Source organism: Nonomuraea sp. NPDC054003, from assembly GCF_055585125.1.
The window spans coordinates 401,353-424,045 of sequence record NZ_JBVJKR010000007.1 but is presented as its reverse complement, the minus strand read 5'-3'; the positions used below and the strand labels follow the sequence as shown (position 1 = coordinate 424,045).

21 protein-coding genes are annotated in these 22,693 nt (G+C 72.0%); 6 read left to right on the top strand and 15 right to left on the bottom strand.

From position 1 onward, the window contains the following. Nucleotides 1–34: 34 nt before the first annotated feature. The 3 genes from ACZ6YG_RS21255 to ACZ6YG_RS21245 all read right to left on the bottom strand — a co-directional run bounded on the left by ACZ6YG_RS21255 (nt 35) and on the right by ACZ6YG_RS21245 (nt 1,881). The gene (locus ACZ6YG_RS21255; protein ID WP_148031015.1) at nt 35–835 is read right to left on the bottom strand and encodes a helix-turn-helix domain-containing protein; all 801 of its coding nucleotides are present in this window, start codon (nt 833–835) and stop codon (nt 35–37) included. A gap of 106 nt (nt 836–941) precedes the next feature. Further along, complete coding sequence (locus ACZ6YG_RS21250; protein ID WP_187281108.1) at nt 942–1,424, bottom strand: ester cyclase; 483 nt, start codon at nt 1,422–1,424, stop codon at nt 942–944. 13 nt (nt 1,425–1,437) lie between these two features. Next, nucleotides 1,438–1,881, bottom strand: a complete 444-nt coding sequence (locus ACZ6YG_RS21245) for an ester cyclase (protein WP_219548063.1) — start codon at nt 1,879–1,881, stop codon at nt 1,438–1,440. 159 nt (nt 1,882–2,040) lie between these two features. Here ACZ6YG_RS21245 and ACZ6YG_RS21240 point away from each other — a divergent pair, with 159 nt between their 5' ends. Next, entirely contained in the window at nt 2,041–3,045 is a 1,005-nt protein-coding gene (locus ACZ6YG_RS21240; protein ID WP_466018971.1) for an aromatic ring-hydroxylating oxygenase subunit alpha, read from the top strand. A 22-nt stretch (nt 3,046–3,067) separates the two neighbouring features. On the opposite strand, the gene ACZ6YG_RS21235 is transcribed toward ACZ6YG_RS21240, so the two are convergent. The 3 genes from ACZ6YG_RS21235 to ACZ6YG_RS21225 form a co-directional block, all read right to left on the bottom strand. Continuing rightward, on the bottom strand, nt 3,068–3,640 hold the full coding sequence (locus ACZ6YG_RS21235; protein WP_222708904.1) for a DUF5655 domain-containing protein: 573 nt from the start codon (nt 3,638–3,640) through the stop codon (nt 3,068–3,070). A 31-nt stretch (nt 3,641–3,671) separates the two neighbouring features. Beyond that, on the bottom strand, nt 3,672–5,264 hold the full coding sequence (locus ACZ6YG_RS21230; protein WP_466018970.1) for an MFS transporter: 1,593 nt from the start codon (nt 5,262–5,264) through the stop codon (nt 3,672–3,674). A gap of 103 nt (nt 5,265–5,367) precedes the next feature. Further along, nucleotides 5,368–5,739 carry a VOC family protein gene (locus ACZ6YG_RS21225; RefSeq protein ID WP_187281106.1) on the bottom strand — a complete coding sequence of 124 codons (372 nt, stop codon included), beginning with the start codon at nt 5,737–5,739 and terminating at the stop codon, nt 5,368–5,370. Nucleotides 5,740–5,872: 133 nt separating this feature from the next. Between ACZ6YG_RS21225 and ACZ6YG_RS21220 the strand changes: the two genes are divergently transcribed. Continuing rightward, nucleotides 5,873–7,081 (top strand): FAD-dependent monooxygenase, encoded by a 1,209-nt coding sequence (locus tag ACZ6YG_RS21220; protein WP_466018969.1) that lies wholly within the window; start codon nt 5,873–5,875, stop codon nt 7,079–7,081. 1 nt (nt 7,082) lies between these two features. On the opposite strand, the gene ACZ6YG_RS21215 is transcribed toward ACZ6YG_RS21220, so the two are convergent. The 8 genes from ACZ6YG_RS21215 to ACZ6YG_RS21180 form a co-directional block, all read right to left on the bottom strand. Next, a complete protein-coding gene (locus ACZ6YG_RS21215) occupies nt 7,083–7,667 on the bottom strand; it encodes a hypothetical protein (protein ID WP_466018968.1) in 585 nt (194 codons plus the stop codon). Between the two features lie 27 nt (nt 7,668–7,694). Continuing rightward, a complete protein-coding gene (locus ACZ6YG_RS21210) occupies nt 7,695–9,134 on the bottom strand; it encodes an alpha/beta fold hydrolase (RefSeq protein ID WP_466018967.1) in 1,440 nt (479 codons plus the stop codon). Next, a complete protein-coding gene (locus tag ACZ6YG_RS21205; protein WP_148031006.1) occupies nt 9,131–10,555 on the bottom strand; it encodes an alpha/beta fold hydrolase in 1,425 nt (474 codons plus the stop codon). Before ACZ6YG_RS21205 ends, ACZ6YG_RS21210 begins: the two co-directional genes overlap by 4 nt. Beyond that, complete coding sequence (locus ACZ6YG_RS21200; RefSeq protein ID WP_466018966.1) at nt 10,552–11,643, bottom strand: class I SAM-dependent methyltransferase; 1,092 nt, start codon at nt 11,641–11,643, stop codon at nt 10,552–10,554. Before ACZ6YG_RS21200 ends, ACZ6YG_RS21205 begins: the two co-directional genes overlap by 4 nt. A gap of 175 nt (nt 11,644–11,818) precedes the next feature. Then, a complete protein-coding gene (locus tag ACZ6YG_RS21195) occupies nt 11,819–13,078 on the bottom strand; it encodes a cytochrome P450 family protein (RefSeq protein ID WP_271277981.1) in 1,260 nt (419 codons plus the stop codon). 51 nt (nt 13,079–13,129) lie between these two features. Next, nucleotides 13,130–14,146, bottom strand: a complete 1,017-nt coding sequence (locus ACZ6YG_RS21190; protein WP_219548081.1) for an SRPBCC family protein — start codon at nt 14,144–14,146, stop codon at nt 13,130–13,132. Nucleotides 14,147–14,183: 37 nt separating this feature from the next. Next, on the bottom strand, nt 14,184–14,828 hold the full coding sequence (locus tag ACZ6YG_RS21185) for a DUF6073 family protein (RefSeq protein ID WP_148031002.1): 645 nt from the start codon (nt 14,826–14,828) through the stop codon (nt 14,184–14,186). Nucleotides 14,829–14,871: 43 nt separating this feature from the next. Next, on the bottom strand, nt 14,872–16,143 hold the full coding sequence (locus ACZ6YG_RS21180; protein ID WP_219548083.1) for a HEAT repeat domain-containing protein: 1,272 nt from the start codon (nt 16,141–16,143) through the stop codon (nt 14,872–14,874). A 332-nt stretch (nt 16,144–16,475) separates the two neighbouring features. On the opposite strand from ACZ6YG_RS21180, the gene ACZ6YG_RS21175 reads away from it, so the two are divergent. Together ACZ6YG_RS21175 and ACZ6YG_RS21170 are read left to right on the top strand one after the other, a co-directional pair. After that, entirely contained in the window at nt 16,476–17,660 is a 1,185-nt protein-coding gene (locus ACZ6YG_RS21175) for a KR domain-containing protein (protein ID WP_466018965.1), read from the top strand. Then, nucleotides 17,657–18,472 (top strand): hypothetical protein, encoded by an 816-nt coding sequence (locus ACZ6YG_RS21170; RefSeq protein WP_466018964.1) that lies wholly within the window; start codon nt 17,657–17,659, stop codon nt 18,470–18,472. The genes ACZ6YG_RS21175 and ACZ6YG_RS21170 overlap by 4 nt, the downstream gene beginning before the upstream one ends. A 13-nt stretch (nt 18,473–18,485) precedes the next feature. Here the strand turns inward: ACZ6YG_RS21170 and ACZ6YG_RS21165 are convergent, their stop codons facing one another. Further along, entirely contained in the window at nt 18,486–20,867 is a 2,382-nt protein-coding gene (locus ACZ6YG_RS21165) for an AarF/UbiB family protein (protein ID WP_466018963.1), read from the bottom strand. 148 nt (nt 20,868–21,015) lie between these two features. On the opposite strand from ACZ6YG_RS21165, the gene ACZ6YG_RS21160 reads away from it, so the two are divergent. Together ACZ6YG_RS21160 and ACZ6YG_RS21155 are read left to right on the top strand one after the other, a co-directional pair. Further along, on the top strand, nt 21,016–21,468 hold the full coding sequence (locus ACZ6YG_RS21160; RefSeq protein ID WP_466018962.1) for an SRPBCC family protein: 453 nt from the start codon (nt 21,016–21,018) through the stop codon (nt 21,466–21,468). Next, nucleotides 21,465–22,664 carry an AarF/UbiB family protein gene (locus ACZ6YG_RS21155; protein ID WP_148030996.1) on the top strand — a complete coding sequence of 400 codons (1,200 nt, stop codon included), beginning with the start codon at nt 21,465–21,467 and terminating at the stop codon, nt 22,662–22,664. The genes ACZ6YG_RS21160 and ACZ6YG_RS21155 overlap by 4 nt, the downstream gene beginning before the upstream one ends. The last annotated feature ends 29 nt before the right edge of the window (nt 22,665–22,693 follow it).

The window sequence follows — 22,693 nt, the reverse complement described above, 5'->3', positions numbered from 1 at the left end:
TCGCCGGTACTTCTTCGAGCCTGCGCAACGGCCGTCAGGTGCCGACCGTCGAGTCCAGCAGGCTTTCCTGCGCCGCCAGCAGCGGGGAGACGAAGACGATGGGGGGATCGCTCGGCCGGCGCGGGCGCAGGTCGATGACGATGCTGCTCTGGGTGACGTGCCCGCCTCTGACCTGTATGTGCCCGTACGAGCCGACCAGGCAGAGGCCGGGCACGTCGCTGGTCATCAGGTCCTCGACGTCGACGTCCGGCGGGAAGCTCATCGCCAGGGCCATGTAGGAGCCGTCGGGTCCGACCGCCAGATCGGCCTCGCTGGTGCCCCGCGCCATGGCGCAGGCCGCCGGCCAGCCCTGGGGGATGCCGGACTCGAAGAGCCCGATCAGCGCGAAGTCGCCCGGCCGCAGGTTGTTGAGCCGCACCCGGAGCGTCCGGGCCGGCTCCGGCTCCGGTGGCGGGGGCGCCGCGGCGTCGAGCACCGCTTCCCAGGACTGGTCGGCCATCTCGCTGATCAGCCGCCGGAACTTGCGCGGGGACACCCCGACGTGCCGCGCGAACTGGTGGGAGAACGTGCCGAGGCTCGTGTACCCCACCTGCATGCAGATCGTGGTGATGTCCAGGTTCGTGACGGCGAGCAGCCGTTTCGCCTCGGCGATCCGCAGCGCCGCCAGGAACCGCGCGGGGGTGGTGGCGGTGATGCCGCGGAACACGCGCAGGAAGTGGAACGGGCTGAAGCACGCGGTCTGCGCCAGGTCGTCGAGCGAGTGGGTGCGTGACAGGTCACGCCGGATCTTGCTGAGGACCTGTTCGACGGCCCGGAGCCGATGATCGTCTGACATGCCGGGCTTGTCCGTTGCGCTGCTTCCGCGGATCCGCACGCTTACCTCCAGCTCCCAGTAGCATCCGCTGACGGGGTCGGGGTTGTCCACGCCGCCCGGCCGTCGTTCAGGCCGGCCTGGAGGGCTCCGGCCACATCGACGCCCAGCCGCCCTGGGCGCCGTGCGTCTCCCGCAGCAGATCCGGGATCTTGGCGACGTCGAAGACCCCCCAGTGCTCCACGATCTGCCTGCCGTCGAAGCGGAACGTGTTCGATCCGCCGATCGCGAAGGACCGGCCCGTGGCCGGGATGCCCATGAACTCGCCGGTGTGCGCGAAATGCAGCTCGATGGCCTGGGACAGGAACTCCCCCTCGCACACCGAGACCAGGACCTCCACCTTGGTCGTGGTCAGGGCGTCGGCGGCCTGGCCGAACCGGTGCGCGACGCCGTCGCGGCCCGGCGGATCCCACGGAGGCGCGAAGTGGTCCACGAACTCCGGGGCCAGCACCTCCTCTATCGCCGACAGATCCCTGGAGAAGAGGACGGCCCCGCGGAAACGCCGGACGACCTCTTCCCGTTCGGCCTTGACTGTCGCCAGTTCGTCGTTCACACGCCCTCCCAGGTCATGCGGTCGCCTCCAGCAGCTCGCCGTCGATGAGCCCGAGCTGCTCCAGGAGATGGACGGTGTCGGCGACCCCCCAGTGCTCGACCACCTTGCCGCCGACGATGCGCAGCTGGCCCATCAGGGCGCAGCGGACGGACCGGCCGGTGGGTTCGATGTTCAGATAGGGGCCGGAATGGGTGGCCGAGACCGTGAGCCGGGTGCTGACGAGGTCACGCTCGGCGATCATCTCCTCGACGTGGATGTGGATGTCCGGGAACGCGGCGATGAAGCGCTGCATCTCCCCGCCCACCTCACTGGCGGGCATGGCCCCGTCCCGCCCGTGGTGCACCATGTCGGGCGACCAGTACTGCATCATCTGCGAGACGTCGCGGACGTTCCACGCGTCGACGAGCTTCCCCACGACGGCCTTGTTCGCGGCGAGCTGGTCCGTATCGACGTGCACGGTTCCTCCCAGTCGGATGACACCTCCTTAGGCAAACACATGGACGTATGCCGGGTTTCTTCGAGATTGTCGTTCTGACGGGCTCGATTGACCCCGCCGTCAGGCGGCGGTGAGACTGAACGCGATTCAGCTCCCCCGCCAGGAAGGTCGGAACCCGTCATGACGATCACGGACGACGTACGACACCGGCCCCGCTCCGAGCCGATCCCCTCCGAGGGCGAGGACGGGTTGTTCACCCAGACCTGGCACCCGGTGTGCCTGAGCGACGCCCTGCCCGAGACCGGGGGCATCGTGGGCGCCGACCTGCTGGGCGGCAGGGTGGTGGCCGTGCGCTGGCCCTCCGGTGAGGTGGCGGTGTTCAGCTCCTACTGCGTCCACCTCGGCGCCGACCTCGCGGTGGGCAGCCTTGAGAGCGACGCCATCCGCTGCGCCTTCCACGGCTGGCGGTACGGGATGGACGGGCGGTGCGTCTCCGCCGGCGGCACCCCGGTCGATCCGCGGGCGCGGTTGTTCCGCTTCCCCACCGTCGAGGCCCACGGCATCGTCTGGGCGTTCAACGGGTCCGCGCCGCTGTTCGAGCTGCCCCGTGCGGACCCGCCCGTGCCCGGGGCGCGCGTCGCGACCCGGTCCATGGCCTTCGACCAGCAGCTCGCGGTGGATCCGTGGGTGGTCGCGGCGCAGACCATGGATCTGCAGCACTTCGCGCTCCCGCACGAGGGGAAGTTCGTCGAGGACCCCAACGAGTCGGTCACCTGGGACGAGTTCTCCGTGGGCTACCGCTACCACGCGCTGATGCCGGGCGGCGAGGAGTACCGGGTGTGGGCGTCGATCCACGGCAGCAACATCTTCTGGCAGCAGGGCACGCTCGACGGCCGCTGGTTCTACTGGATCACCGGCATGGCGGCGCCCCGGGCGCGGACGACCGCCTCGTTCTTCAGCTGGGGCACCCACGTGCTGCCCGGCGAGCCAGCGGAGAAGGCCGAGGAGTTCCTCACGAAGGCGCAGGCCTTCATGTTCAACCTCCTGGCGGAGGACGCGCCGGTGCTGATGACGATTCACTACACGCCCGGGTTGCTGACCCGCGGCGACGCCGCGCTCGCCGACTTCTTCGCGTACCTGCGCAGGTATCCGCGGGCCAACCCGGCTCGGCACTATCTGCGGTGACCCGTCGTGCCGGGGCCGGGAATCAGGCGTTCTGCTCGTACGCCTGCCGCAACAGCGCCCTGACCTCGTCGTCGACCTGTTCGACGGCGGTCAGGCCGAGCTTGTGGGTGGACTGGCCCGGCGCCGTGGCCTGCTTGAGCCGCTGGTCCGCCGGCGGGTCGGTGAAGCGCAGGCCGAGATCCATCCGGCTGGCGGTGGCCGGCTGGATGGCGGCGAACTGCCGCTTGCGGTTCACCGCGACGAAGCCGGCGCGCACCTCCAGGGTCACGTCACCGCCGAGCCCGGTGGCCGCTTCCACCAGCGCTTCGTAGATCGGCTTCAGCGCCTGCCTGGATCCGTCGTACTGCGCGGCGAGATGATCGTCGGCGGTGGGCTCGGACCAGCCGGCTTCCTTGGCCGCGGCTGTGGCGACCGCCTCCTGCTGCGGTTTGGTCAGCCCGTGCTCGGACTTCAGCCACTGCCGCACGGCGCGCTGGTCGAGCGGGTCGAGTCCGGACTCGCCTACCGAGGCGACCCACTCCTCAAGCGACTTGCCGGTCTTGTCGGATAGAGAGGCCGCCACGCGGACCAGCATCTCCGCTCCTGAGAGCGCCATGGCCAGGTTTCCTTTCACTGGATTGCGGAAGTCAGCCCCAGGCTCCGCCCGGGTCCTGCTCGGGCGCCCGCACGCGGCTCGCGACCACGGCGGCCACCACCATCAGGACGGCGCCCACGATCAGCGCGGTGTTCAGGCCGCTGGTGAAGCTCTGCCCCACCGCCATCTCGATCCGGGCGCCGACCTCGGGTGTCACCTCGCCGACCTGCGGCAGAACGCCCTGGGCCGCCACCGAGGTCTGCTCCACCGCCTTGCCTGCGGCGTCCTGCGGGACCCCGGCCGCCGTGAGGCGCCCGGGAAGGTCGGCGGCGACGCGCAGGCTGATGACGGTGCCGATGATGGCCGTGCCGAGAACCGCGCCCAGCATGAGGGCGGTCTGCTGCATGCCCGACGCCGTCCCCGCGAGGTTGGCGGGGCTGTGGCCGAGGATCACCCCGACGGCCACCGGCACGATCGCGCCGATCCCGACGCCCATCAGCCCCAGCGACGGGCCGAGCAGCGCGTACGAGGAATCGGCCTGCAGCAGCGCGATCCCCACCGAGCCGAGGGCGACCAGGACGGCGCCGAGCATCATTGGCACGCGCGGGCCCCGGTCGCTGCCCAGCTTGCCGCCGACCGCGGCGCCGACGCCGAACAGGACCGTCTGCGGAAGCAGCAGCAATCCGGCGGTCAACGGCGCGTGGCCCTGCACCTGTTCGAGGTAGAGGCCGAAGTAGAAGTAGCTGCCGAAGGCGACGAAGGCGGCCATCGCGATGACCACGACGGCGGCCGAGAGCGACGTGGAGTGGAACAGGCGCAACGGCAGCACCGCGTTCGCCGAGGTCTGCTGCCGCCACAGGAACAGCCCGCCGAACAGCGCGAAGGCCACGAAGAGCAGCCCGGTGAACAGGTCGAGGCCGTCCACGGGGATGCGGACGATCCCCCACACCAGCGCCAGCAGCGCGCCCGACAGCAGGATCACGCCCGGGATGTCGATCGGTGCGACGAGCCGCCGCTCGCGCCCCTTGTCGATCAGCAGCAGGCCGGCGATCACGACGACCACGCAGATCGGCACGTTGAGGAAGAAGATCCCCCGCCAGCCGAACTGACCGACCACCAGGCCTCCGACGAAGGGGCCCGCCGCCATGGCCAGCGCGCCGAACCCGGCCCAGATCCCGATGGCGGTCTTCATGCGATCGTACGGGAACAGGTTCCGGATGATCGCCAGGGAGTTGGGCGCGAGCACCGCGCCGAACAGGCCCTGCGCGACGCGGGCGGCGATGAGCACTTCCACGGAGCCGGCGAGTCCGGCCGCGACGGAGCTGGCGGCGAAGCCGACCATGCCGACGAGGAAGGTGTTGCGGTGGCCGAACCGGTCACCGATCTTCCCGGCCGTGATCAGGAAGACGACCACCGCGAACATGTAGCCGTTGCTGACCCATTGGAGCTGGGTGAGCCGGGTGCCGAGTTCGACGGCGATCATTGGGTTCCCGATCGCCATCACGGTGGAGTCCAGCGCCTCCATCATGGCTCCGAGAGAGACCAGCACCAGGGTGATCCACATCCGGGTCGAGACGGTGCCTGCGGGCGCGTGGTCGTCCGCATCGGATGGTGACCACGTTTCGTCGCGGGGTGGTTGCGTCATGGTTTCTCCCACCTCAGTACGCCCTTCGGGCGAGGCGCGTACCGGGCGCTAGACGATGGGCGGGCCACCACGCGGGCCGGGCCGCGCGGTGGTGACGGTCGGGTCAGGCGCCGCCGCCGTCGGTGATGATGAACGTGTTGCCGTCAGGGTCGGTGATCGTCGCCTGCTTGCCCCAGGGCGTCGGGGTCGGGTCGTCGATGGAGAGACCGGCCCCGCGGAGGGCGGCCACGGCCTCGTCGGTGTTCTTGGTCTCGAGCATGGCGTTCTGGACCTGCGGCGTGTTCGGGATCCAGTTGCACAGCACCAGCGTGGTCTGCCCGCCCTTGGGCGCCACCTCGATCCAGCGCAGGTTGTCGCCCATCGGCATGGGCTGCTCGGTGCGGACCTCGAAGCCGAGTTTGTCGACGTAGAAGGCCTTGGCGGCGTCCTGGTCGGTGACGGGAACGGTGAGTTTCTGAAGATGCGTGATTTCCATGCGGCAATCGTAGGTAGGGAAGATCCTACCCGTCAAGGGTCGGCTGCTTCCTACGCGTCGGCGTCGCGCGCCCGGTACGAGGGGCCGCAATGTGGGAGAAAAGTCGCGTCCTCCTGTCGGGCATGCTCGGAGGATGGACGCGACGAGACGAGGCCGGATCCTCGTGGCGGGCGGCGGCATCGCCGGGCTGGCCCTGGGCATCGCGCTGCGCCACCGCGGGCTGGACGCGGTCGTCCTGGAGCGTTCGGCCGAACCCGAGCGGGCCGGCGGCGGGCTGGTGCTGGCCCCCAACGCCGTCAAGGCGCTGGCCGCGATCGCACCCGATCTCGCCCATCGTGTCCGGGAGGCGGGCCACCCCGCGGGCGCCCGCGGTTCGGCCCCGCACCGCAGCGCGTTCCTCGACCATCGCGGGCGGGTGCTCGGGTGGGTGTCGTTCGACGGGTACGAGGACCGCTGGGGCATGCCCTCGGTCACCGTCCTGCGCGCCGACCTGCACCGGCTGCTCCGGGACGAGGCTCAGGCGGCCGGGGCGGAACTCGTCGAGGGCCGCGCCGCCACCCGTTACCTCCACGGTGACTCGGGCGTCGGCCTGGTCACCGGCACCGAGGACGTCCTGAGCGGGGACGTCCTGGTCGGCGCGGACGGCATCCACTCGGCCGTCCGCGCCCAGTTGCTGGGCGACGGCCCACCGCGCTACCGGGGGTTCACCGCGGTCAGAGGCATCGGGCCGGCGCCCGCCGCGTACCCGGACGGCTTCATCGCCTACGGGCGGGGCCTGGTCCTGTTCACCGCCGCCATCGGCGGCGGCGAGCTCTACTGGGTCGCGTCGATGACCGCCCCGCGCGGCGTCATGCCGTCCCTGCCGGTCGCCGAGGCCCTGTCCCGGGTGCACGAGCGCGTCGGCGGCTGGCACCCGGACCTGCGGAAGGTGACGACCTCGGCGGACCCGGCCGGGTGCGTGGCGCACGACGTCTTCGACCGCCCGCCGCCGCGCACGTGGGCCCGGGGCCGCGTCGTGCTCGCCGGCGACGCCGCGCATCCCATGGTCTACACCCTCGGTCAGGGGGCCGGAATGGCCCTGGAGGACGCCGTCGTGCTGGCCGGCGTGCTGGCCGGGGGCGTCGCGACGACCGCGGCGGTGGAGGCGGCGCTGCGTCGCTACGCGGCGGAACGAGGGCCGCGGGTGCGCAAGGTCGTGCGCCAGTCGCGGATGCTGGGCCGCGTCGCGCACGTGCGCTCGCCGCTGCTGGCCGTCATCCGCGACGCGATGCTGAGGGCGATGACCCGGGGAGGCGATGCCGGCGGGCAGAGCTCCGACCTGTTCGGGTGGGCGCCCCCGTGACCTATCGCCGCCGGTCCGCCAGGTAGGCCGCGCCGCGCGGAGAGATCCGGTAGCCGGTGCCCAGGCTGACGGTGAGCCCGAGGTTCTTGAGCTTCCGCACGTCCAGCTTGAACTGGGCGGCATCGCGGCCCAGCTCTTCCGCCAGGTCGGCGGCCCGTACGGCGGGCCGGCGGCTGATGATCTCCAGGGTCGCCGCCGTCCACGGGCCGGTCTTGCTCGCCCGGTCCAGCAGGGCCAGCCTGGCCTCGACGTCCTCCAGGTCCGCCGCGGTGAGCTCGCCGGAGGCGGCGAGCTCGTCACGGGGATCCGGCTCGTCGACGAACCGGATGCGGAGCCGGTACACGGGGTCGCCGGGGCGCCCGCGAAGGTCGCCGACCACGGCGGCGGCGGACGGGTAGCCGGCCGCCGCCGCGTCGGCGTCCGTGATCTGCTCGGGGGTCACGACGTCGACCGCGTCGACCGCCACCTGCCCCAGCGCCGTGCGGTACACGTTGCCCGCGGTCGCCTGCCGCTGCCGCCAGCGGCGGAACAGGACGGTGATGGCGCCGCGCCGGATGCCGTCGTGCCGTTCCTTCTCGATCAGCATGAGAGGAAGGCTACTTCCCTGCGCCGGTCAGCCCCGGCCGGACGCGGCCGGTTCCAGGAGCCGGTCCGGGTTGGGGCAGACGTGGTCGGGGCCCGGCGTGCTCCCCGTCAGCAGGAAGTCGCAGACCAGCTCGTTCAGTCCGGTGTTGCCGTAGAACGGGAAGACCCGGTGGTGCGCCGTGTCCGCCACGGTCACGAAGGCCGAGCGCTCCCCCAGCACCTCGTGCATCCGCCGGGCGGCCGCCCAGGGAGTGGACATGTCCTCGTCGGCCGCCACCAGCAGGTAGCTGCCGCCGCCGGACTCCGTGCCGAGCCGGGTGGCGGGCTCCGCCGGCGGGACGGGCCAGAACGCCGGCGCCTTGATCCCGTTGAGCGCCGCGCCGGTCCAGGGGAACTCCCCGGCCGCCTTCAGCATGTCCTGCTCGTAGAGCGCCGGGCTGCGGGGCCAGAGCGCGTCGCCGGCCAGGATCGCCAGCTGGGCGACCGTGCCGCTCTCCTCCTTCGGCTCGCCGAACATCCGGGCGAGGAACTCCATGCTGCTCGCGTCCAGGTCCGCCTGGGTGAGCAGGTGGCGGAGGATGTCGGCGAGGACGGGATACGCCTTTTCGCTGTTGAGTATCCCGACGGGGATCAGCCTGGCCAGGGTGCGGTCGAGGGGGAACCCCATCAGCGTGACGGGCTCCCCCCGGTCCACCGCGGCGAGGACGGAGTCGTAGGCGGCCCGGACCTCGGGGCCGGCGGTGCCGAGCCGGTAGGTGGCGTGCTGGGTGGCGGCCCACCTGCACCACCGGTTCAGCGCCCGTTCGCCGTTCGCCGGGAAGTCGGTGAACAGCCCGCGCCACACCCAGTCGGGGCTGCAGATCGCGTCCAGCACCGCGCGGTTCAGGTGCGCGCCGAACATCTCGCCGTAGACGGCGCCGAGATAGGTCCCGTACGAGTACCCCAGGTAGTCGATCCGGTCCGCGCCCAGCACGCCGCGGATGACGTCCATGTCACGGCAGATGTTGCGGGAGTTGGCGTGGGCGAGCAGGTCGAGCGTCCCGGCCGAGCACTTGGCGGCCACCGTGGCCTGGTAGCGCATCTCGGCGTCGAAGGACTCGGGCTGGTGGAAGACCCAGAAGCGTTCCTCGGGTTCGAGGTCGCAGAAGACGGGGGTGCTGGCGCCCATGAACCGGTGGTCGAACCCCACGACGTCGAACGCCTCGGTCAGCCGTTCGGGGAGGCTGCCGAGCAGCGCCGCCAGGAGTGCCAGGCCGCTGTTGCCCAGGTCGTCGCCCGGGCCGACGAGAAGCACCCCCTGGCGGCGGCCCGTCGCACTGTGCCTGGCGATGCCGATCTCGATGTCGCGCTCCCCCGGCCGCCGGTAGTCGAGGGGCACCCGCAGCACCGCCCGGCGGGCGCCGCCCAGCGCGGGGTCCGGCTCGCCCCATGCGACCTGCTGCCGGTAATAGGACGCCGGCTGGTTCATCGACGGGCCTCCCCATCCTCGTAGGAGTCGTCGCCCACGACGACGTCGGCCTCCGGCAGCCGCCCGGTCATCAGGAACTCCTGCGCCACCGCGTCCACCCGGGGGTCGCCGGCGAAGGGGAAGATCCGGTGTTCGATCACGTCCCGCAGCATGACCAGCCGGGACCGGTCGCCCAGCAGGCCGCGCAGCCGTCTCGCCCCGGCGTCGGAGGTGAACATGTCACGCTCCGCCTGGATCAGGAGCACGCCGCCCGTCTCGCGCGGGCCGAACACGGTCGGCGGCTCCAGCGGCTGGACCGGCCAGAAGGCGCCGGCCTTGACGCCGAGCAGCGCCCGGTCCATGAACCCGGACGCGTCCTGAACGGCCGCCTCGTACTCCTCCAGCGCCCGCGGCCAGGCCGCGTCCCCGCACAGGATCGCCAGCTGCGCGGCGGCGGTGCTCGCGTCGCGTGGCACCGCGAACATCGAGCCGATGAGCTGCTGGGTGCCCGCCTGGAGTGGCGCGCCGGACCTCGCCGACCGGACGACGTCCTCCAGGGCCGGATGTGAGCGCCGCGAGCTGAGCAGCATCATCGTCAGCACCCGCAGGAACTGCTCGTCCAGCGGCACCGGCACCCCCGGCAGCGTGACCCCCGCCGCCCCCGCCTTGCGGAGGACCTCGTCGAAGGCGTCGCGCACCTGCTGGGGGGTGTCACCGAGGGGACCCTGCGGGCGGGCGGTCGCCGCGCACCAGTGCCGCAGCGTGGCCTCGCAGTTGCGCGCGAAGTTCGTGAACAGGCCCTGCCACACCCAGTCGGGGCTGAGGACGCTGTCGAGGATCACCCGGTCGGCGCGGTCGCCGAACAGCTCGCAGTAGACGGCGGCGACGTAGGAGCCGTAGTTGTGCCCGAGCAGGCAGACGCGCTCCTCGCCGAGGGCACGCCGGACGACGTCGAGATCCCTGGCGATGGCGCGGGTGGTGATGTGCGGCAGCACGTCGACGGAGTGGCCGGCGGCCTTGGCGGCGAGCTCGGCCTGGAACCGGACCTCTTCGGCGAACGACTCCGACTCGTGGAACACCCAGAAGATCTCGCGCTGGTCCAGCCCCCACCGCAGCGGCGCGCTCTCGCCGCTGAAGCGGTGGTCGAACCCGATCACGTCGAAGGCGGCGGCGACGGACGGCGCCAGCGCCGCCCTCACCTGCGTGGCCATCGCGATGCCGGAGCTGCCCGGGTCGTCGGGGGTGACGACCAGGACGCCCCGCCGGGCTCCGGGCCCGGCGGCGGGGTAGCGGACCAGGGCGAGGTCGATCGCCGGCCCATCCGGGTCGCGGTGGTCGACGGGTACGGGCACGCGGGCCCGCTGTGAGCCGTCGCCCGCCTCGGACCAGCGGATCGGCGCGGGCGGTGCGGGGACGTCGCCGGCCGTACGGGCTCCGCTCATGATGCCTTCCTGATCTCGTAGAGGACGTTGAAGGGGGTGGGGGCGGCGATCCGCCGGGGAGCCGTCAGACCGGCGTCGGCGCACAGGCGGGTGAGCACCGGCTGCGGGAGCCCCAGCATGCCCGCCACCACCGGCCCCGTCCGGGAGAGCGGCACCGAGTACAAGGTGCTGGTGCCGTAGAGGAAGGCGGCGACGTCCCCCACGTTCTCGTGCGGGTCGGTCGAGCAGTCCGTCTCCAGCAGCAGGAAGACGCCGGTCTCCGTCAGCGCGCGGGCCACGTCGCGCAGGACGTCGCCGGGGTCGGCCGCGAGGTGGAGCGAGTCGAAGGCCATGACCAGCTCGTACGGTCCGGACAGGCCGTCCGCGAACCCCGTCACCCGGGTGAGCGTCACCCGGTCCGCGACGCCGTACTCGGCGATCTCGCCGCGGGCCCGCTCGACGTTGAGTTCGTGCCGGTCGACCCCCGTGCAGCGCGAGGCCGGGAAGCGCCGGGCGAGCAGGGCGAGCGCGGTGCCCGACCCGCAGGCCAGGTGGGCGACCTCGGCGCCGGCCGTCAGCTTCTCCTCCAGGCCGGGGACGAGCGGCAGCCACTGGTCGAGCAGCATCGCTTCGAGCCACTTGGCGCTCATCCGCCAGGTGGCCTGGTACATCGCCGGCGGATAGTCGCCCGGCGTCAGCCCCTCGCCGCTGCGGAAGCAGCCCGCCACCCGCTCGACCATCGCGGCCAGAGGAGGGACCAGGCGGGCGATCCCGCCGACGTAGAAGGGAGAGCCGGGGTCGGCCAGGAGCGCCGTGTACGCGGGCGGGAGGCGGAACTCCTCGCCGGAGCGGTCCAGCTCCAGATAGCCGGCCGCGGCCAGTGTACGCGCCCATTCGCGCACGTAACGGGCGTCGGTGCCGGCCTGCTTCGCGATGTCGTCCGCGCTGTGGCCTTCGCCGTCGGCCAGCGCCGCGAACAGGCCCAGCTGGTCCCCGACGGCGCACGACAGCACCACCATGGCGCGGCTCAGATCCGTCATGAACCGCGCGCCGGCCGCCATGGCCTCTTCGATGTCGGATGTACGGTCGAAAACGCCGGGATCGCCCATGTGCGCCACCTGTCGTCGTTTCCTGTCCAGTTCCGTCAGCGTAGGCATCGGCTCAGCCGGGCGGCTTCTTCCAGATTGCGGCCGCGGGCCGAGGCGATGAAAGAAACCGGCACGCCGGTCCGCGTCGGTGCGCGGGGATCGGCGTGCCGGGTGTCTGGCCGGGTCGTCGAGGCGACTAGGCGGTCTCGCGCCGGGTGAACCAGACCGGCAGCTCGGCGAGGCCGCGGAGCACACCGGTCTCGCGGTACTCCAGCTTCTCGACCGGGCAGGCGAGGGTGATGTCGGAGAACTCGTTCAGCAACGACGTGAACGCGATCTCGGTCTCCAGCCGGGACAGCGGCGCCCCGATGCAGTAGTGGATGCCGTAGCCGAACCCCAGGTGGTTGCGGTCGCCGCGGCTCACGTCGAGCCGCTCGCCGTCCTCGAACCTGCTCTCGTCGCGGTTGGCCGCGGCGTTGGCGATCGTCACCAGCCCGCCGGCCGGGATCGTGACGTCGCCGATCGTGACGGGCTCGGTGGCCACGCGCAGCATCGCGCGCTCCACGGGGCCGTCGTAGCGGGCCAGCTCCTCGACCGCCGACGTCATCAGGGACGGGTCCCGGCGCAGTCGCTCGATCTCGCCCGGGTGCTGCAGCAACGCCAGCATGCCGTTGCCGATCAGGTTCACGGTGGTCTTGTAGCCCGCGATCAGGAGCAGGCCCGCCGTGGACACGACCTCCTTCTCGCTGAACGTGTTGCCCGAGTCCGACGCCACGACCAGCGCGCTGAGCAGGTCGGGCTGCTCCTCCTCGCGCCCCGAGCCGGGCTTGAGCTCGGCGCGCTTGCGGGCGACCAGGTCGACGAAGTAGTCGCGCAGCAGCCGGTTGGCCTCGTACGGGCGGATCCGCTCGCCCGTGACGTAGGTGGGGGTGAGGGCCGCGAGCACCCAGTTGGTGAAGCTCACGGCGTCCTGGTACGGCACGCCCAGCAGCGTGCAGATGACCTTGATCGGCATCGGCGCCGCGAACTCGCGCATGAAGTCGACCTGCTTGGAGGTGTCGATCCCGGCGAGCAGCTCATCGGTGATCTGCTGGATGCCCGGGCGCAGCCGCTCCACCCGCTCGGCGGTGAACGCCTTGTTGGCCAGCTGGCGGAGCCGGGTGTGCTCGGGCGGGTCGGCGTTGAGCATGTGCGGCTCGGAGTCCTCTTCGCCCTCGTCGTAGAGTTCCGTCTGCCGCATGACCTCCCACATGTTCCGGGGATCGCGGGAGAGCCGCCGGTCCGCGAGCGCGGCCCGCGCCTCCTCGTACCGGGTGATCACCCAGTGCTCGATGCCGCGCGGCTCCTTGACGAGCTGGACGGGTCCCTCCTCCCGCATGCTCGCGTAGATCGGGAAGGGGTTGTTGCGAAGATGCGGCTGGTACAGCGGGTGAACCTCGTCCTCGGCGTGTCCCATGTCGCCGGTCCTTCCGTTGTGTGTTCGTGCGATGACTTGCGCGGGCTCACATCATCCGGGGATGCCGTCCGGCATGTCCGGTGGCGCGGACGCGCGCCGGATGAGAGTGCCGAGACGGTCGAAGGCCGAAGCCCAGAACCGCGTGAGCAGGGTGCGGTCGTGCGGGGCGGTCTCCGTCGAGCCGAACATCTCCCAGCCGTAGTGGAAGACCTGCAGCAGGCTGCCGCCCAGGTGCGCCGGCTCGATCCACAGATGGCCGGAGAGGTGATCCGGCCATCCGCCGCGGTCGAGCCTGAAGTTCAGGCTCGGCAGGTAGGACGGGAACCGCTGCCCGGCCTCCAGGTGCTCGGTGACCGTCAGCACGCAGCTTCCGCTGGCGTCGCCGATCACGAACGCCATCGGGTCGTCGACGTTCAGCGAGCCGGAGGTGCGTCCCGTCCAGTACTGCAGCGCCGGGACGGCGGTGAGCGCCGCCCACGCCTCGTAGGCCGGCAGGGGCAGCTCGGTCTGGACGTACGGCCCCATGCGCCGCCAGGTCCAGCGCACGTCCCGTCCGGTCTGCACGTGGTCGGAGAGCTGGTCGAGGATGCCCGGCCAGCCGGTGCCGTTCCAGCTCCGCCAGTCCGACGGCCCGTTCGAGCTGATCTCCGTGACGGTCACGGTGGTGGCCGCGCCCATGGCGGTGAGCTGCCACGTCACGCGGGTGGCCGGGCCCACGCCGACCCAGCGCCAGCGATAGCTCAGCGTGGCCGTGTGACCGTCCGGGCCGGGCGGCCGCACCTCGTCGGTGTGGCACCAGAAGAACTCGCCGTCGCGGAAGTCGAGCATGCTCCGCTCGCCCTCGCGCGCCCAGGACTCACCCGTGCGCGCCAGCCAGAGCCCGATCCGCCCGGGATCGGCCAGCGCCGTCCACACCGCGTCCAGATCTGCCGGTACGGTCACCGTCGTGATCAGCCTTTCCCACCGGTCGTGGGCGACCGGCTGGGCCGTCGCGCGGAAGGGAGGGAAGGGTGACGGCTCGGTCAGCGGAACGGTGAGCTCGTCGGGCAGTGGTGAGACAGTGGTCATGGCGTCCTCGGCTCGTTCAGAGGTGCTGGGAAACCGTTCAGGCGATCTTCTCCGGGGCCAGGTAGCCGCCCATGTTGAAGCGCAGGCTGGTCAGGTAGCCGACCGGCTCGGCGTCGGGGTTCTTGAGGTCGTGCAGCGGCAGCATCCGGTAGATCTGGCCCTTGCCCGGGGCGCCCGCCGGCGGGATCGAGCGGACGTCGTCGATCGTCAGGATGACGGGTTCCTTGTTGAACAGCGTCTTGCCCAGCTTGGGGATGTCGAACAGGCATCCGACGGCCATCCGGCACGCCTTGGCCGAAGGGCCCTCTCCCGCGTAGGGATCGAAGGGGTTGCGGATCTGGCCGGCGGACAGGCAGGTCGGGTTGAGGGTGACGGTGATGGTCCCCAGTTCCTCCGACGTGCCGGTCATCTTCATCTCGATGAGGTTGGTGTACACCTCGGCGTCGGCCCACTCGTTCTCCGTGGGCTCGGACCGGACCACCCGTACGTAACCGTCGAACTCGACGTCGAACTCGCCGACTCCGGGGATGGCGAAGGTGTCCCAGGAGTGGATGCCGAGGTTGTCGATGCCGGCCTCGGGCGTGGCCCAGCGGACGACCTGCGTGCCCTCGTACAGGTTGGGCACCCCGTCCGTCTGGACCGGCCGGCCGTAGACGGTGGTCTTCTCGGGATTGGTGATCATGGCTCTTCCTTTCAGGGGGTGTGTGATCGGCCTGTGGCCGGGATCAGAGGCCCACGGCGCGGTAGTCGCAGCAGGTGCGCCCGGGCTCGTCGGCGATGCCGTCCTGGTTGCTGTCGATCTCGCCGTCGACGGTGCTGTAGACGTCCCTGGAGTTGAGGTCGATGCGGCCGTCGCCGTCCCAGTCGTTCAGCTTCCCCTTGAAGGTGCCGAGGATGAACACGTTGGTCAGGTCCCTGACCTCGGGGTCGTGCATGGTCGACAGGATGCCGTTGCCCGGCTGCAGGATCTCCTCGAGTGACTTGCCGGCGACGCTCTCGACGTTCGTGTAGCCCCAGCCCTGGAACCGGCCGCGGACGTACCTGATGGCGTCCTCGCCGCGGACCTTCAGCGTGGGGTCGAGGTGCCAGGTGCCGTAGCGGGCGAAGCCGATGCGGGTGTCGTGGGTGCCCTGCGAGGGGTCGTCCGCGCGGCCGGACTTGAAGAACGTCCGCGGGACCTGCGACTCGAAGAAGAAGTTGCCGCGGTCGCGCCTGCTGCGCTCGGTGAAGCCGCGGAACAGGTAGTTGTCCATGTGCGGTGAGCCGTCGACGTGCAGGCCGCTGATCGTCTTGGCCATCAGCAGCTGCTTCTCGCGGGTCGCGACGTTCGGGCACGCGTGCGCCTGGCCGTAGACGCGCGCCAGGCCGAGCGGGCCCAGCGAGACCTTGCCCCAGTGCTGGTTGGTGCCGTCGAGGCGGACGTAGAGGTCGCAGTGGATGAGCAGGTAGATCGTCTCGTCGAAGGTCCTGCCCTCGGTGAAGACGCCGCCGCGGCCGTCGAACGCGGGGTCGCCGGTGGTGAGCTCGCTGGCGAACAGCTTCGACCACTCGGCGATCTCCGGGTCGGAGTCCTTCGCGAAGCGGCGCAGCGCGGCGATGGCGTGCGGGCCGCCGAGCTTCTCCATGGCCCAGAGGGTGTCCCAGCGGACCTCGCGGTTCTTGTCGTGCCGGATGACCTCGGCGAGCAGCTCGAACGCGTCGGGCAGGTCCCGGTCGGCGTACTCGAAGACGGCCTGCTCGCGCATGACCGGGTCGGGGTGGTGCAGCGCGTCGTGCTGGAGCTCCTCGTCGGTCCGGTTGTCGACCCGGACGGCGGCCCTGTTCAGGGCGTAGCCGAAATCGCTGCACCAGGCGGCCGGGTCGCCGGCCACGAAGCGCGGGTCCATGCTGAGCGTCGTGCGGTAGGCGAAGTTGAGCGCGTCCCGCTGCTCGTCGCGGAGCGACTCGAGCGGCGGAGCCTCGACCGGAAGCGATGACTCAGGACCGGGGTTACCCACTGATTCCGGGGACTTATTGCATAGATCGATTGCCATCTGTTGCCTCCGAAGGGCGAAGTTGTGGCTACAGCAGTCACGCTAGGAGGGAGCGGATGACAAAACTTCTCCCACGTTGCCTACCGAGGCCGGGCACGGTGTTCGCGCCTGGCAGGAGAAAAAGTGATCGGATACTGTCGGCGTGACCTCAGAAAGCCGATCAGCCGGTCGAGGTGATCCATGGAAGGGTCGCGATGGGCAATCTGATCGCACCGAACACGGATTTGACGTTCGTCCCCGGCCCCTGCCCGCCACGGCCGTGCGCGCTCCCGGAAACGCGGCATTCCGGATCACGTGTGCTCGCGGACGACGACGGGATCCTCGTCGAACTCGGCGCTCGCTGGCGCCCGGGTGACGCCGCTCTGCTCCTCGGCGGGATCAGGCGAGCCGCGGAGCGCGGCCTGCCACTCACGCTCGCCCACCGCGGCGCCGGCGGCGGCAGCCTGCTCCGGGCGGCGTCGCGCGAGTGGCCGCACCTGCGTCACCGCGAGATCGTGCGCGACGGCCGGGAGTCCTTCCGTACGCGTCCGCCACGGTGGATGCGGTACCGCCTGCCCGCGCCCACCGGTGCCGGCGCCGAGCCCGCCGGGGTGGCGATCAGCGGCGGGCTCGGCGGGATCGGCCTGGCCCTGGCCGCGCGGCTGGCCGCCGCGGGGCACCCGCTGTGGCTGCTCGACCGGCGCCCGGCGGGCGGCCTGCCGGCGGCCGACCGGCGGCGGCTCGCCGCCACGATCGCGCGCACCCGCGTGGTCGTCGATCAGGCGGACGTCACCGCGGCCGTTCCCGCGGCCCCCTTCCCGATCACGCACCTGGTGCACGCCGCGGGCGAGCTGGATCTGGCGCCGCTGGCCGACCTGGCCGCCGACGACCTGGAACGGCTGGCGGGCGGCAAGGCCTCGGCCCTGCGCACCCTGGTGGAGGCCCTGGTGCCCGCCGGGCTGCGGTCGGTGGTGGCGTTCGGGTCGACCGAGTCCCGCCATCCGCATCGGCTGTTCGGCGGGTACGCGCTGGCCAACGAGCTGCTGCGGCGGGAGGCGGCGCGGCTGCGGGAGGAACGTCCGGAGGTGCGCGTCGTCACGGCCGAGTGGTCGCTCTGGTCGGCGGTGGGGATGGGGGCGGCCAGCGCCGGGATGGCGGGCCGGGCGGGGTTCGCGGTCGTGCCGCCGGAGTGGGGCGTCCAGGTCACCGAGAGACTGCTGGACCGGCGGCCGATGCCGGAGGAGATCGTGCTCGGCGGGCCCCAGCCCACGCCCGAGCGCCCGGTGGCGGCGATCTCCGGGATCGGCGGCAGCTCCCTCGTGGTGGACGACGCGTCGGTGCGGCGCCTGGTGAGGCTCTGCCTCCCGGGCGGGACCGCGCGGCATCGGGAGGTCGGTCCGCGGGATCGGATCGTCCGCGCCCAGGTCGCGGACGACACCGTCTACACGTGGGGTTCCGGCCACCGTGACTGGAACACCCGCGCGCCGGGGAGGCAGAGGTGAACGGTTCCGTCGTCGAGCACTCCGTCCGGCTGCCGTGCGACGCCGCGGCCGCGTGGCGGATGATCGTGGACGCCCGGCGCGCCCAGGCCTGGTGGGGGCGGCTGGAGGCGGACATCACCCACGTCGCCCAGGAGCTGACCGTCGCGACGGGCACGTCCTCGGTGTACCGCCTCTGGGTCGAGACGATCCTCCCGGAGCGGGTCCTCGCGTTCACCAGCGCCTATCTCGGGGTCAGCCCCGTCACCGCCGTCCGGTTCGACGTCCTCGGGTCCGGGCCGGTGCTGCTGCGCGTCAGTGAGACGCTGGAGTCGGCGGACCCGGCGACCGTCCACCAGGCCAGGCGGCTGTGGCAGCACCGGCTCGATCGCCTGGCGGCGTCGCTGCCGGGCGCTCCCCCGGCCCCCGGCGAGACGGACGACGGACTCGCCGACATCACCGAGCGCAGGACGCTCGACAGGCCGGGCTGGCGCCCGCTGCACCGGGCCGTCCTGAGCGAGTGGCTGCCGCTCTCCGGTCCCGCGTGGCCGCCGCGCTGGTTCTACGTGATCGACTCCGAGGGGCCCCGGCCATTTCCCGTCGTCCGCTGGCGCACGCACTTCGACGACCTGGTCGCGCTCGGGATCGAAGCCGTGCCCGGGTGCCCGCCCACCGAGGCCGAGGTGGCCGTCGCGGCCACCTCGACCGGGCTGGAGCTGCGGGTGCGGCACACGGGATGGGCGGCGCTGGACCTGGACGCCGAGACGCGGGAGGTGCTGCGGGACCGGTTCCTGGCCACCTGGCGGCACACCCTCCAGCGGGCGGTCCACGCCTGAGCCCGCCCCGGGCTCACCGGACTCCGGTGGCCGCGGGGATCTGCAGGCCGGGCCACCAGCGCCGGAGCGTCCCCTCCACGATCATCAGGGACATCAGGGGGAACGCGAAGTCGGCCGGCGGGTGGACGCCGTAGCTGTTCTGGTGCTCGAAGACGCGGGGGCCGAAGTCGGTCATGTCGAACCGCCCTCCCGGCTCCGTCGTCGCCCGTACGAGCCCGGCGATCTCGCGGGCGAACGCGCGCCTGCGCGCCGGGGTGTGCCCGGCGGGCGGCCCCGAGGGGAACGCCGAGTCGTACATGATCTCCCCGCACCGCTGCCCGTTGCGGAGCGCCAGGTTGATGAAGAAGTCCCGGAGTGCGTCCCGGACCCTCCCCGGCATCTCCACGCAGTAGCCGGCGTCCAGGATCACGACGGTGCCGTCCGGCCGGATGTAGATGTTGCCCGGATGGAGATCGCAGTGGACGAAGCCGTCCTTGAAGATCATCGAGCCGACGGCTTCGAGCACCCGCGACGCGACGCGGTCGCGCCCGGCCAGGTCCGCGGCCGGAACGTCGTCGGCGAGCCCCGGGACGAGGTCGGTCACCAGGGCCACGGGGCAGGTGTAGTCCTCGTGCACCCGCGGCACGATGATCTCCTCGTACCGGGCCAGGTTCGCGGCGAGCCGGCGCAGGTGGCCGGCCTCGCGGAAGAAGTCGATCTGGCCGTAGAGCGCCCGGGACATGTAGCCGACGAGGTCGGCCATGGGCGCGCCGCCCGCCGCGGGCAGCTTCTCGGCCACCCGGGTGAGCGCGGTCAGCAGGGTGAGGTCGGTCGACATCGACTCCGCGACGCCCTCCCGCTGCAGCTTGACGGCCAGCAGGCGGCCGTCCGGGTCGATGGCCTCGTACACGCAGGCGATGCTGCCGCTGCCGACGCAGCGATCCGTCACGTTGAGCCGGCTCAGCCGCGGCTCCTGACGCGTGGCGAGGGCCAGTTGACGGCCGAACTCCGCGGCGCCCATCGGGGTGACGTCGTCGTGCAGGGCGGCCAGCTGCTCGGTGACATGGGCGGGGAACAGGTCGGCGCGGCTGGCCAGCATCTGCCCGAACTTGACGTAGGTGGGGCCCATGCGTTCGACATGCCGCACGAGCCGCCTGGTGCCGCGCGTCTGCGCCCGCGTCCTGCCGCGGAGCAGCCGGTCGACCAGCCACGCCGACACCACGTGCGGCGCCGCGGCGCCCACCTGGCCGGTCAGCCGCACCGCGCGGCCGGCCAGGCGGAGCCCGCGCACGCGTGGCAGGTGGTCCGGGCCGGCCGCGCTCTCCCGCGCGGGCTCGCCGGGTCCGGCATCGCCGGGCGCCCGCTCGGCCGTCCGGCCGAACGCGTGCGCCGCCACCATGGGATGCACGGCGGGCAGCGTCGTGACCGGCGAGAGCCCGGCCTCGGCGGCGGCGGCGACCAGGGTCTCGGGCGTCAGCCCCAGGGTGCCCAGCGGCCGGCCGCCCCGCGCGGCGGTGGCCGGGACGCAGTACAGCACGCTGGTCGCCAGCAGCATCGCCGCCGCCGGTCCGGTCAGCGGCGGAGACTCCACGACCAGCAGGGTGCCGCCGGGGCGCAGGGCGGAGGCCGCGGCGCGCAGCATGCCGGACAGGTCGCTCACGTCGTGGAGCACGCTGAGCGCGAGTATCAGGTCGTACCCGCCGCTCAGCGCCGTCGTGGCGTCCAGGTGGCACAGCGAGACGCGCCCGGTCAGGCCGCGCGCCGCCAGCCGGGCGTTGCCCGCGCTGGTCAGCCGTTCGTCGAGGTCGAAGCCCTGAGCCGTGATCCGGGGGAAGGCCGTCGCCAGGGTCTCCAGCGTCTCACCGGACGCGCAGCCGATCTCCGCCACCCTGCCGCCGGCCCGCAGGGTGTCGGTGAGCCCGGGGACGGCGGGCAACCAGATGTCCGGAAGGATGACCCCGGTCCACTGGGCGCTCATCCGCTGCATCGCCTCGGCGAGCTCCTGCGGATAGCTCGCGTCGTCGAGGGCTCCCCCGGTGTGGTAGGCCTCGGCGATCGCGGGGACGCACCGGGTCAGCGCGCCGAACAACGCCACCCCCGGCTGCACGTCCATCATCCCGCCGATGAACGGCCGGACCTCGGGCGACCACGCGTAGCCCGCCTCGTCGTGGGAGACCAGCCCGGCGGCGGCCAGGCCGCGCAGCCACTCCTCGGCGAGGCGCGCGTCGCCGCCGGTGGCCCGGGCGAGCCCGGCCGCCTGAGCGGGGCCGGCGGCCAGCGCGGCGCTCAGCCCGGTCCGCGAGCCGAACTCCAGCATCGTGGCGACCATCGCGGTGGCCACGACGGTCATCGGCCGCGGCAGCTCCGGCCCGTCGCCGATCTCGTGTCGGGTCGTCCCGGCAATTCCCTCACCCATGGAAAGACACCCTTTTGGCACGACAGCAAATGTACGAATTATAGTCAGGCCTTTCCGGGGCGGCTTCTTCGAAATTGCGGTGTGCTTTCCTGCGGAATTCGGCGACCGGCCCGTTCCGCCGGTGATTTGCGCGTGCTAACGTGACGCCATGTCCGTGGACAGAGATTCGTCCGCCGTTTCCATCCACCGGCATTTCGACTGCGCTTTCCCCGAGTTATGGCTGTCGGTGACCGCGCCCGAGTCGATCTCCGCCTGGTTCACGCCGTGCGTCCGGGGCTCTGACGGACGCTACCGGCTGCGGTTCACGGAGGACTCCGGTGAGTCCTACGTCAAACACGCGACGGTGCTCCGCTACCGCCTCCGGGAGGACGCGGGCGAGTATCGGTTCCTGCTGGAGGACCCAGGTCACCACGACAGCGTGGTGGAGGTGAGCGTCAGCGGGGCGCCGGGCGGCGCCGTCCTGACGCTGCGGCACCTCGATCCTCCCGCGGAGCTGGCCGACGGGTACGCCCGCGGCTGGGCCGACTACCTGGACTCCCTGGAGCGGCACCTGGCGGCCTCCCGCCAGGACGCGATCCGGCGTCCGGAGGGCGGGAGATGAGCTCCGCGGCCCGGTCGGCCGTGCGGATCGCGCAGGTCGCCGTCGTGGTGTGCGCCACGGCGGCTTCGCTGGCCTGGGCCGTGGTGCGGCACGGCCGGCGGGAGGGGACGCTCAGGAGGGCGGGCGCCGTGGTGAGCGCGGCCCTGTGGCGGCTGGGCCCGGCGTTCATCAAGGTCGGGCAGATGCTGTCGAGCCGCAGGGACATCCTCCCCGCCGCGTTCTGCGAGGAGCTGGAGGAGGGCCTGGCGCGCGGGCGGGCCGGCGCCGGCGGGGCGGACGTGGAGATCGGATCCGTGGCCACCGTGGAGCGGCGCCAGGTGGACGGCGCCGACGTGGCGGTGAAGACGGTCCACCCCACGGCCGCCGAACAGCTGCGGATCGATCTCGGCCTCATCACCGCCATGGCCCGGGTCGCGGGCGTCCTGCTCCGGCGCTCGGGGCCCACGCTGGAACGGGTCGTGCACGAGATGTGCGAGTCGGTCCGCGGGCAGACCGACCTGGTGGCGGAGGCGGCCACCCTCAGCCGGCTCGAAGACCTCGAACTCGTCCTGCCGGTGGTCTTCCCCCGGGTGCTGCCCGGGCAGAGCGGGCCGGGCGTGCTGACGATGACGTGGATACCGGGGCAGGCCGGCGGCCGGCGGTTCCGCGATCCCCGGCGCACCGCCAAGCGGCTCGTCCTGACGGTGTACGAGATGCTCTTCATCACCGGCGTCGTCCACTGCGATCTGCACCCGGGCAACTGGTGGGAGCTGCCCGACGGCCGGCTGGCGATCGTGGACGCCGGGTTCACCTACGAGCTGGACGAGGAGATGCGGACGCATTTCACCGAGTTCTTCCTCGGGATGTCCAGCGGGAACGCCGAGATCTGCGCCACGCACGCGCTGGCGGCCGCGGCCCGGCCGGTGCCGCCCGAGGCCGAGAAGGCGTTCCGCCGCGACATGGAGGGCCTCATCGGCTCCGTCACGGGGCTGACGGCGGGGGCCTTCTCCCTGGCGGGGTTCGCCGCCCGCTTCTTCGCCGTGCAGCGGCGGCACCAGGCGTTCTCACGGGCCGAGTTCATCTTTCCTCTCATGGCCCTTCTGGCCATAGAAGGGCAGGTCAAGCAGCTGGATCCGGGAATCAACTTCCAATCTCTGGCGGGCCCCGTCGTGTTGCGCTCCATCGTCGCGCGGGCCCGCGCCGAGCGCGTCCGCTGAGCCCTGCCACGCGCTCACCTCGCCGGCGA

Excerpts from the sequence above, each read along its gene's own strand:
- ACZ6YG_RS21220 (WP_466018969.1), top strand. The coding sequence starts at position 5,873 with ATGGACGCGACGAGACGAGGCCGGATCCTCGTGGCGGGCGGCGGCATC.
- ACZ6YG_RS21230 (WP_466018970.1), bottom strand. The coding sequence starts at position 5,264 with ATGACGCAACCACCCCGCGACGAAACGTGGTCACCATCCGATGCGGAC.
- ACZ6YG_RS21200 (WP_466018966.1), bottom strand. The coding sequence starts at position 11,643 with ATGGGCGATCCCGGCGTTTTCGACCGTACATCCGACATCGAAGAGGCC.
- ACZ6YG_RS21210 (WP_466018967.1), bottom strand. The coding sequence starts at position 9,134 with ATGAACCAGCCGGCGTCCTATTACCGGCAGCAGGTCGCATGGGGCGAG.
- ACZ6YG_RS21155 (WP_148030996.1), top strand. The coding sequence starts at position 21,465 with ATGAGCTCCGCGGCCCGGTCGGCCGTGCGGATCGCGCAGGTCGCCGTC.
- ACZ6YG_RS21165 (WP_466018963.1), bottom strand. The coding sequence starts at position 20,867 with ATGGGTGAGGGAATTGCCGGGACGACCCGACACGAGATCGGCGACGGG.
- ACZ6YG_RS21215 (WP_466018968.1), bottom strand. The coding sequence starts at position 7,667 with ATGCTGATCGAGAAGGAACGGCACGACGGCATCCGGCGCGGCGCCATC.
- ACZ6YG_RS21160 (WP_466018962.1), top strand. The coding sequence starts at position 21,016 with ATGTCCGTGGACAGAGATTCGTCCGCCGTTTCCATCCACCGGCATTTC.
- ACZ6YG_RS21235 (WP_222708904.1), bottom strand. The coding sequence starts at position 3,640 with ATGGCGCTCTCAGGAGCGGAGATGCTGGTCCGCGTGGCGGCCTCTCTA.
- ACZ6YG_RS21225 (WP_187281106.1), bottom strand. The coding sequence starts at position 5,739 with ATGGAAATCACGCATCTTCAGAAACTCACCGTTCCCGTCACCGACCAG.
- ACZ6YG_RS21190 (WP_219548081.1), bottom strand. The coding sequence starts at position 14,146 with ATGACCACTGTCTCACCACTGCCCGACGAGCTCACCGTTCCGCTGACC.
- ACZ6YG_RS21255 (WP_148031015.1), bottom strand. The coding sequence starts at position 835 with ATGTCAGACGATCATCGGCTCCGGGCCGTCGAACAGGTCCTCAGCAAG.
- ACZ6YG_RS21205 (WP_148031006.1), bottom strand. The coding sequence starts at position 10,555 with ATGAGCGGAGCCCGTACGGCCGGCGACGTCCCCGCACCGCCCGCGCCG.
- ACZ6YG_RS21185 (WP_148031002.1), bottom strand. The coding sequence starts at position 14,828 with ATGATCACCAATCCCGAGAAGACCACCGTCTACGGCCGGCCGGTCCAG.
- ACZ6YG_RS21195 (WP_271277981.1), bottom strand. The coding sequence starts at position 13,078 with ATGGGACACGCCGAGGACGAGGTTCACCCGCTGTACCAGCCGCATCTT.
- ACZ6YG_RS21240 (WP_466018971.1), top strand. The coding sequence starts at position 2,041 with ATGACGATCACGGACGACGTACGACACCGGCCCCGCTCCGAGCCGATC.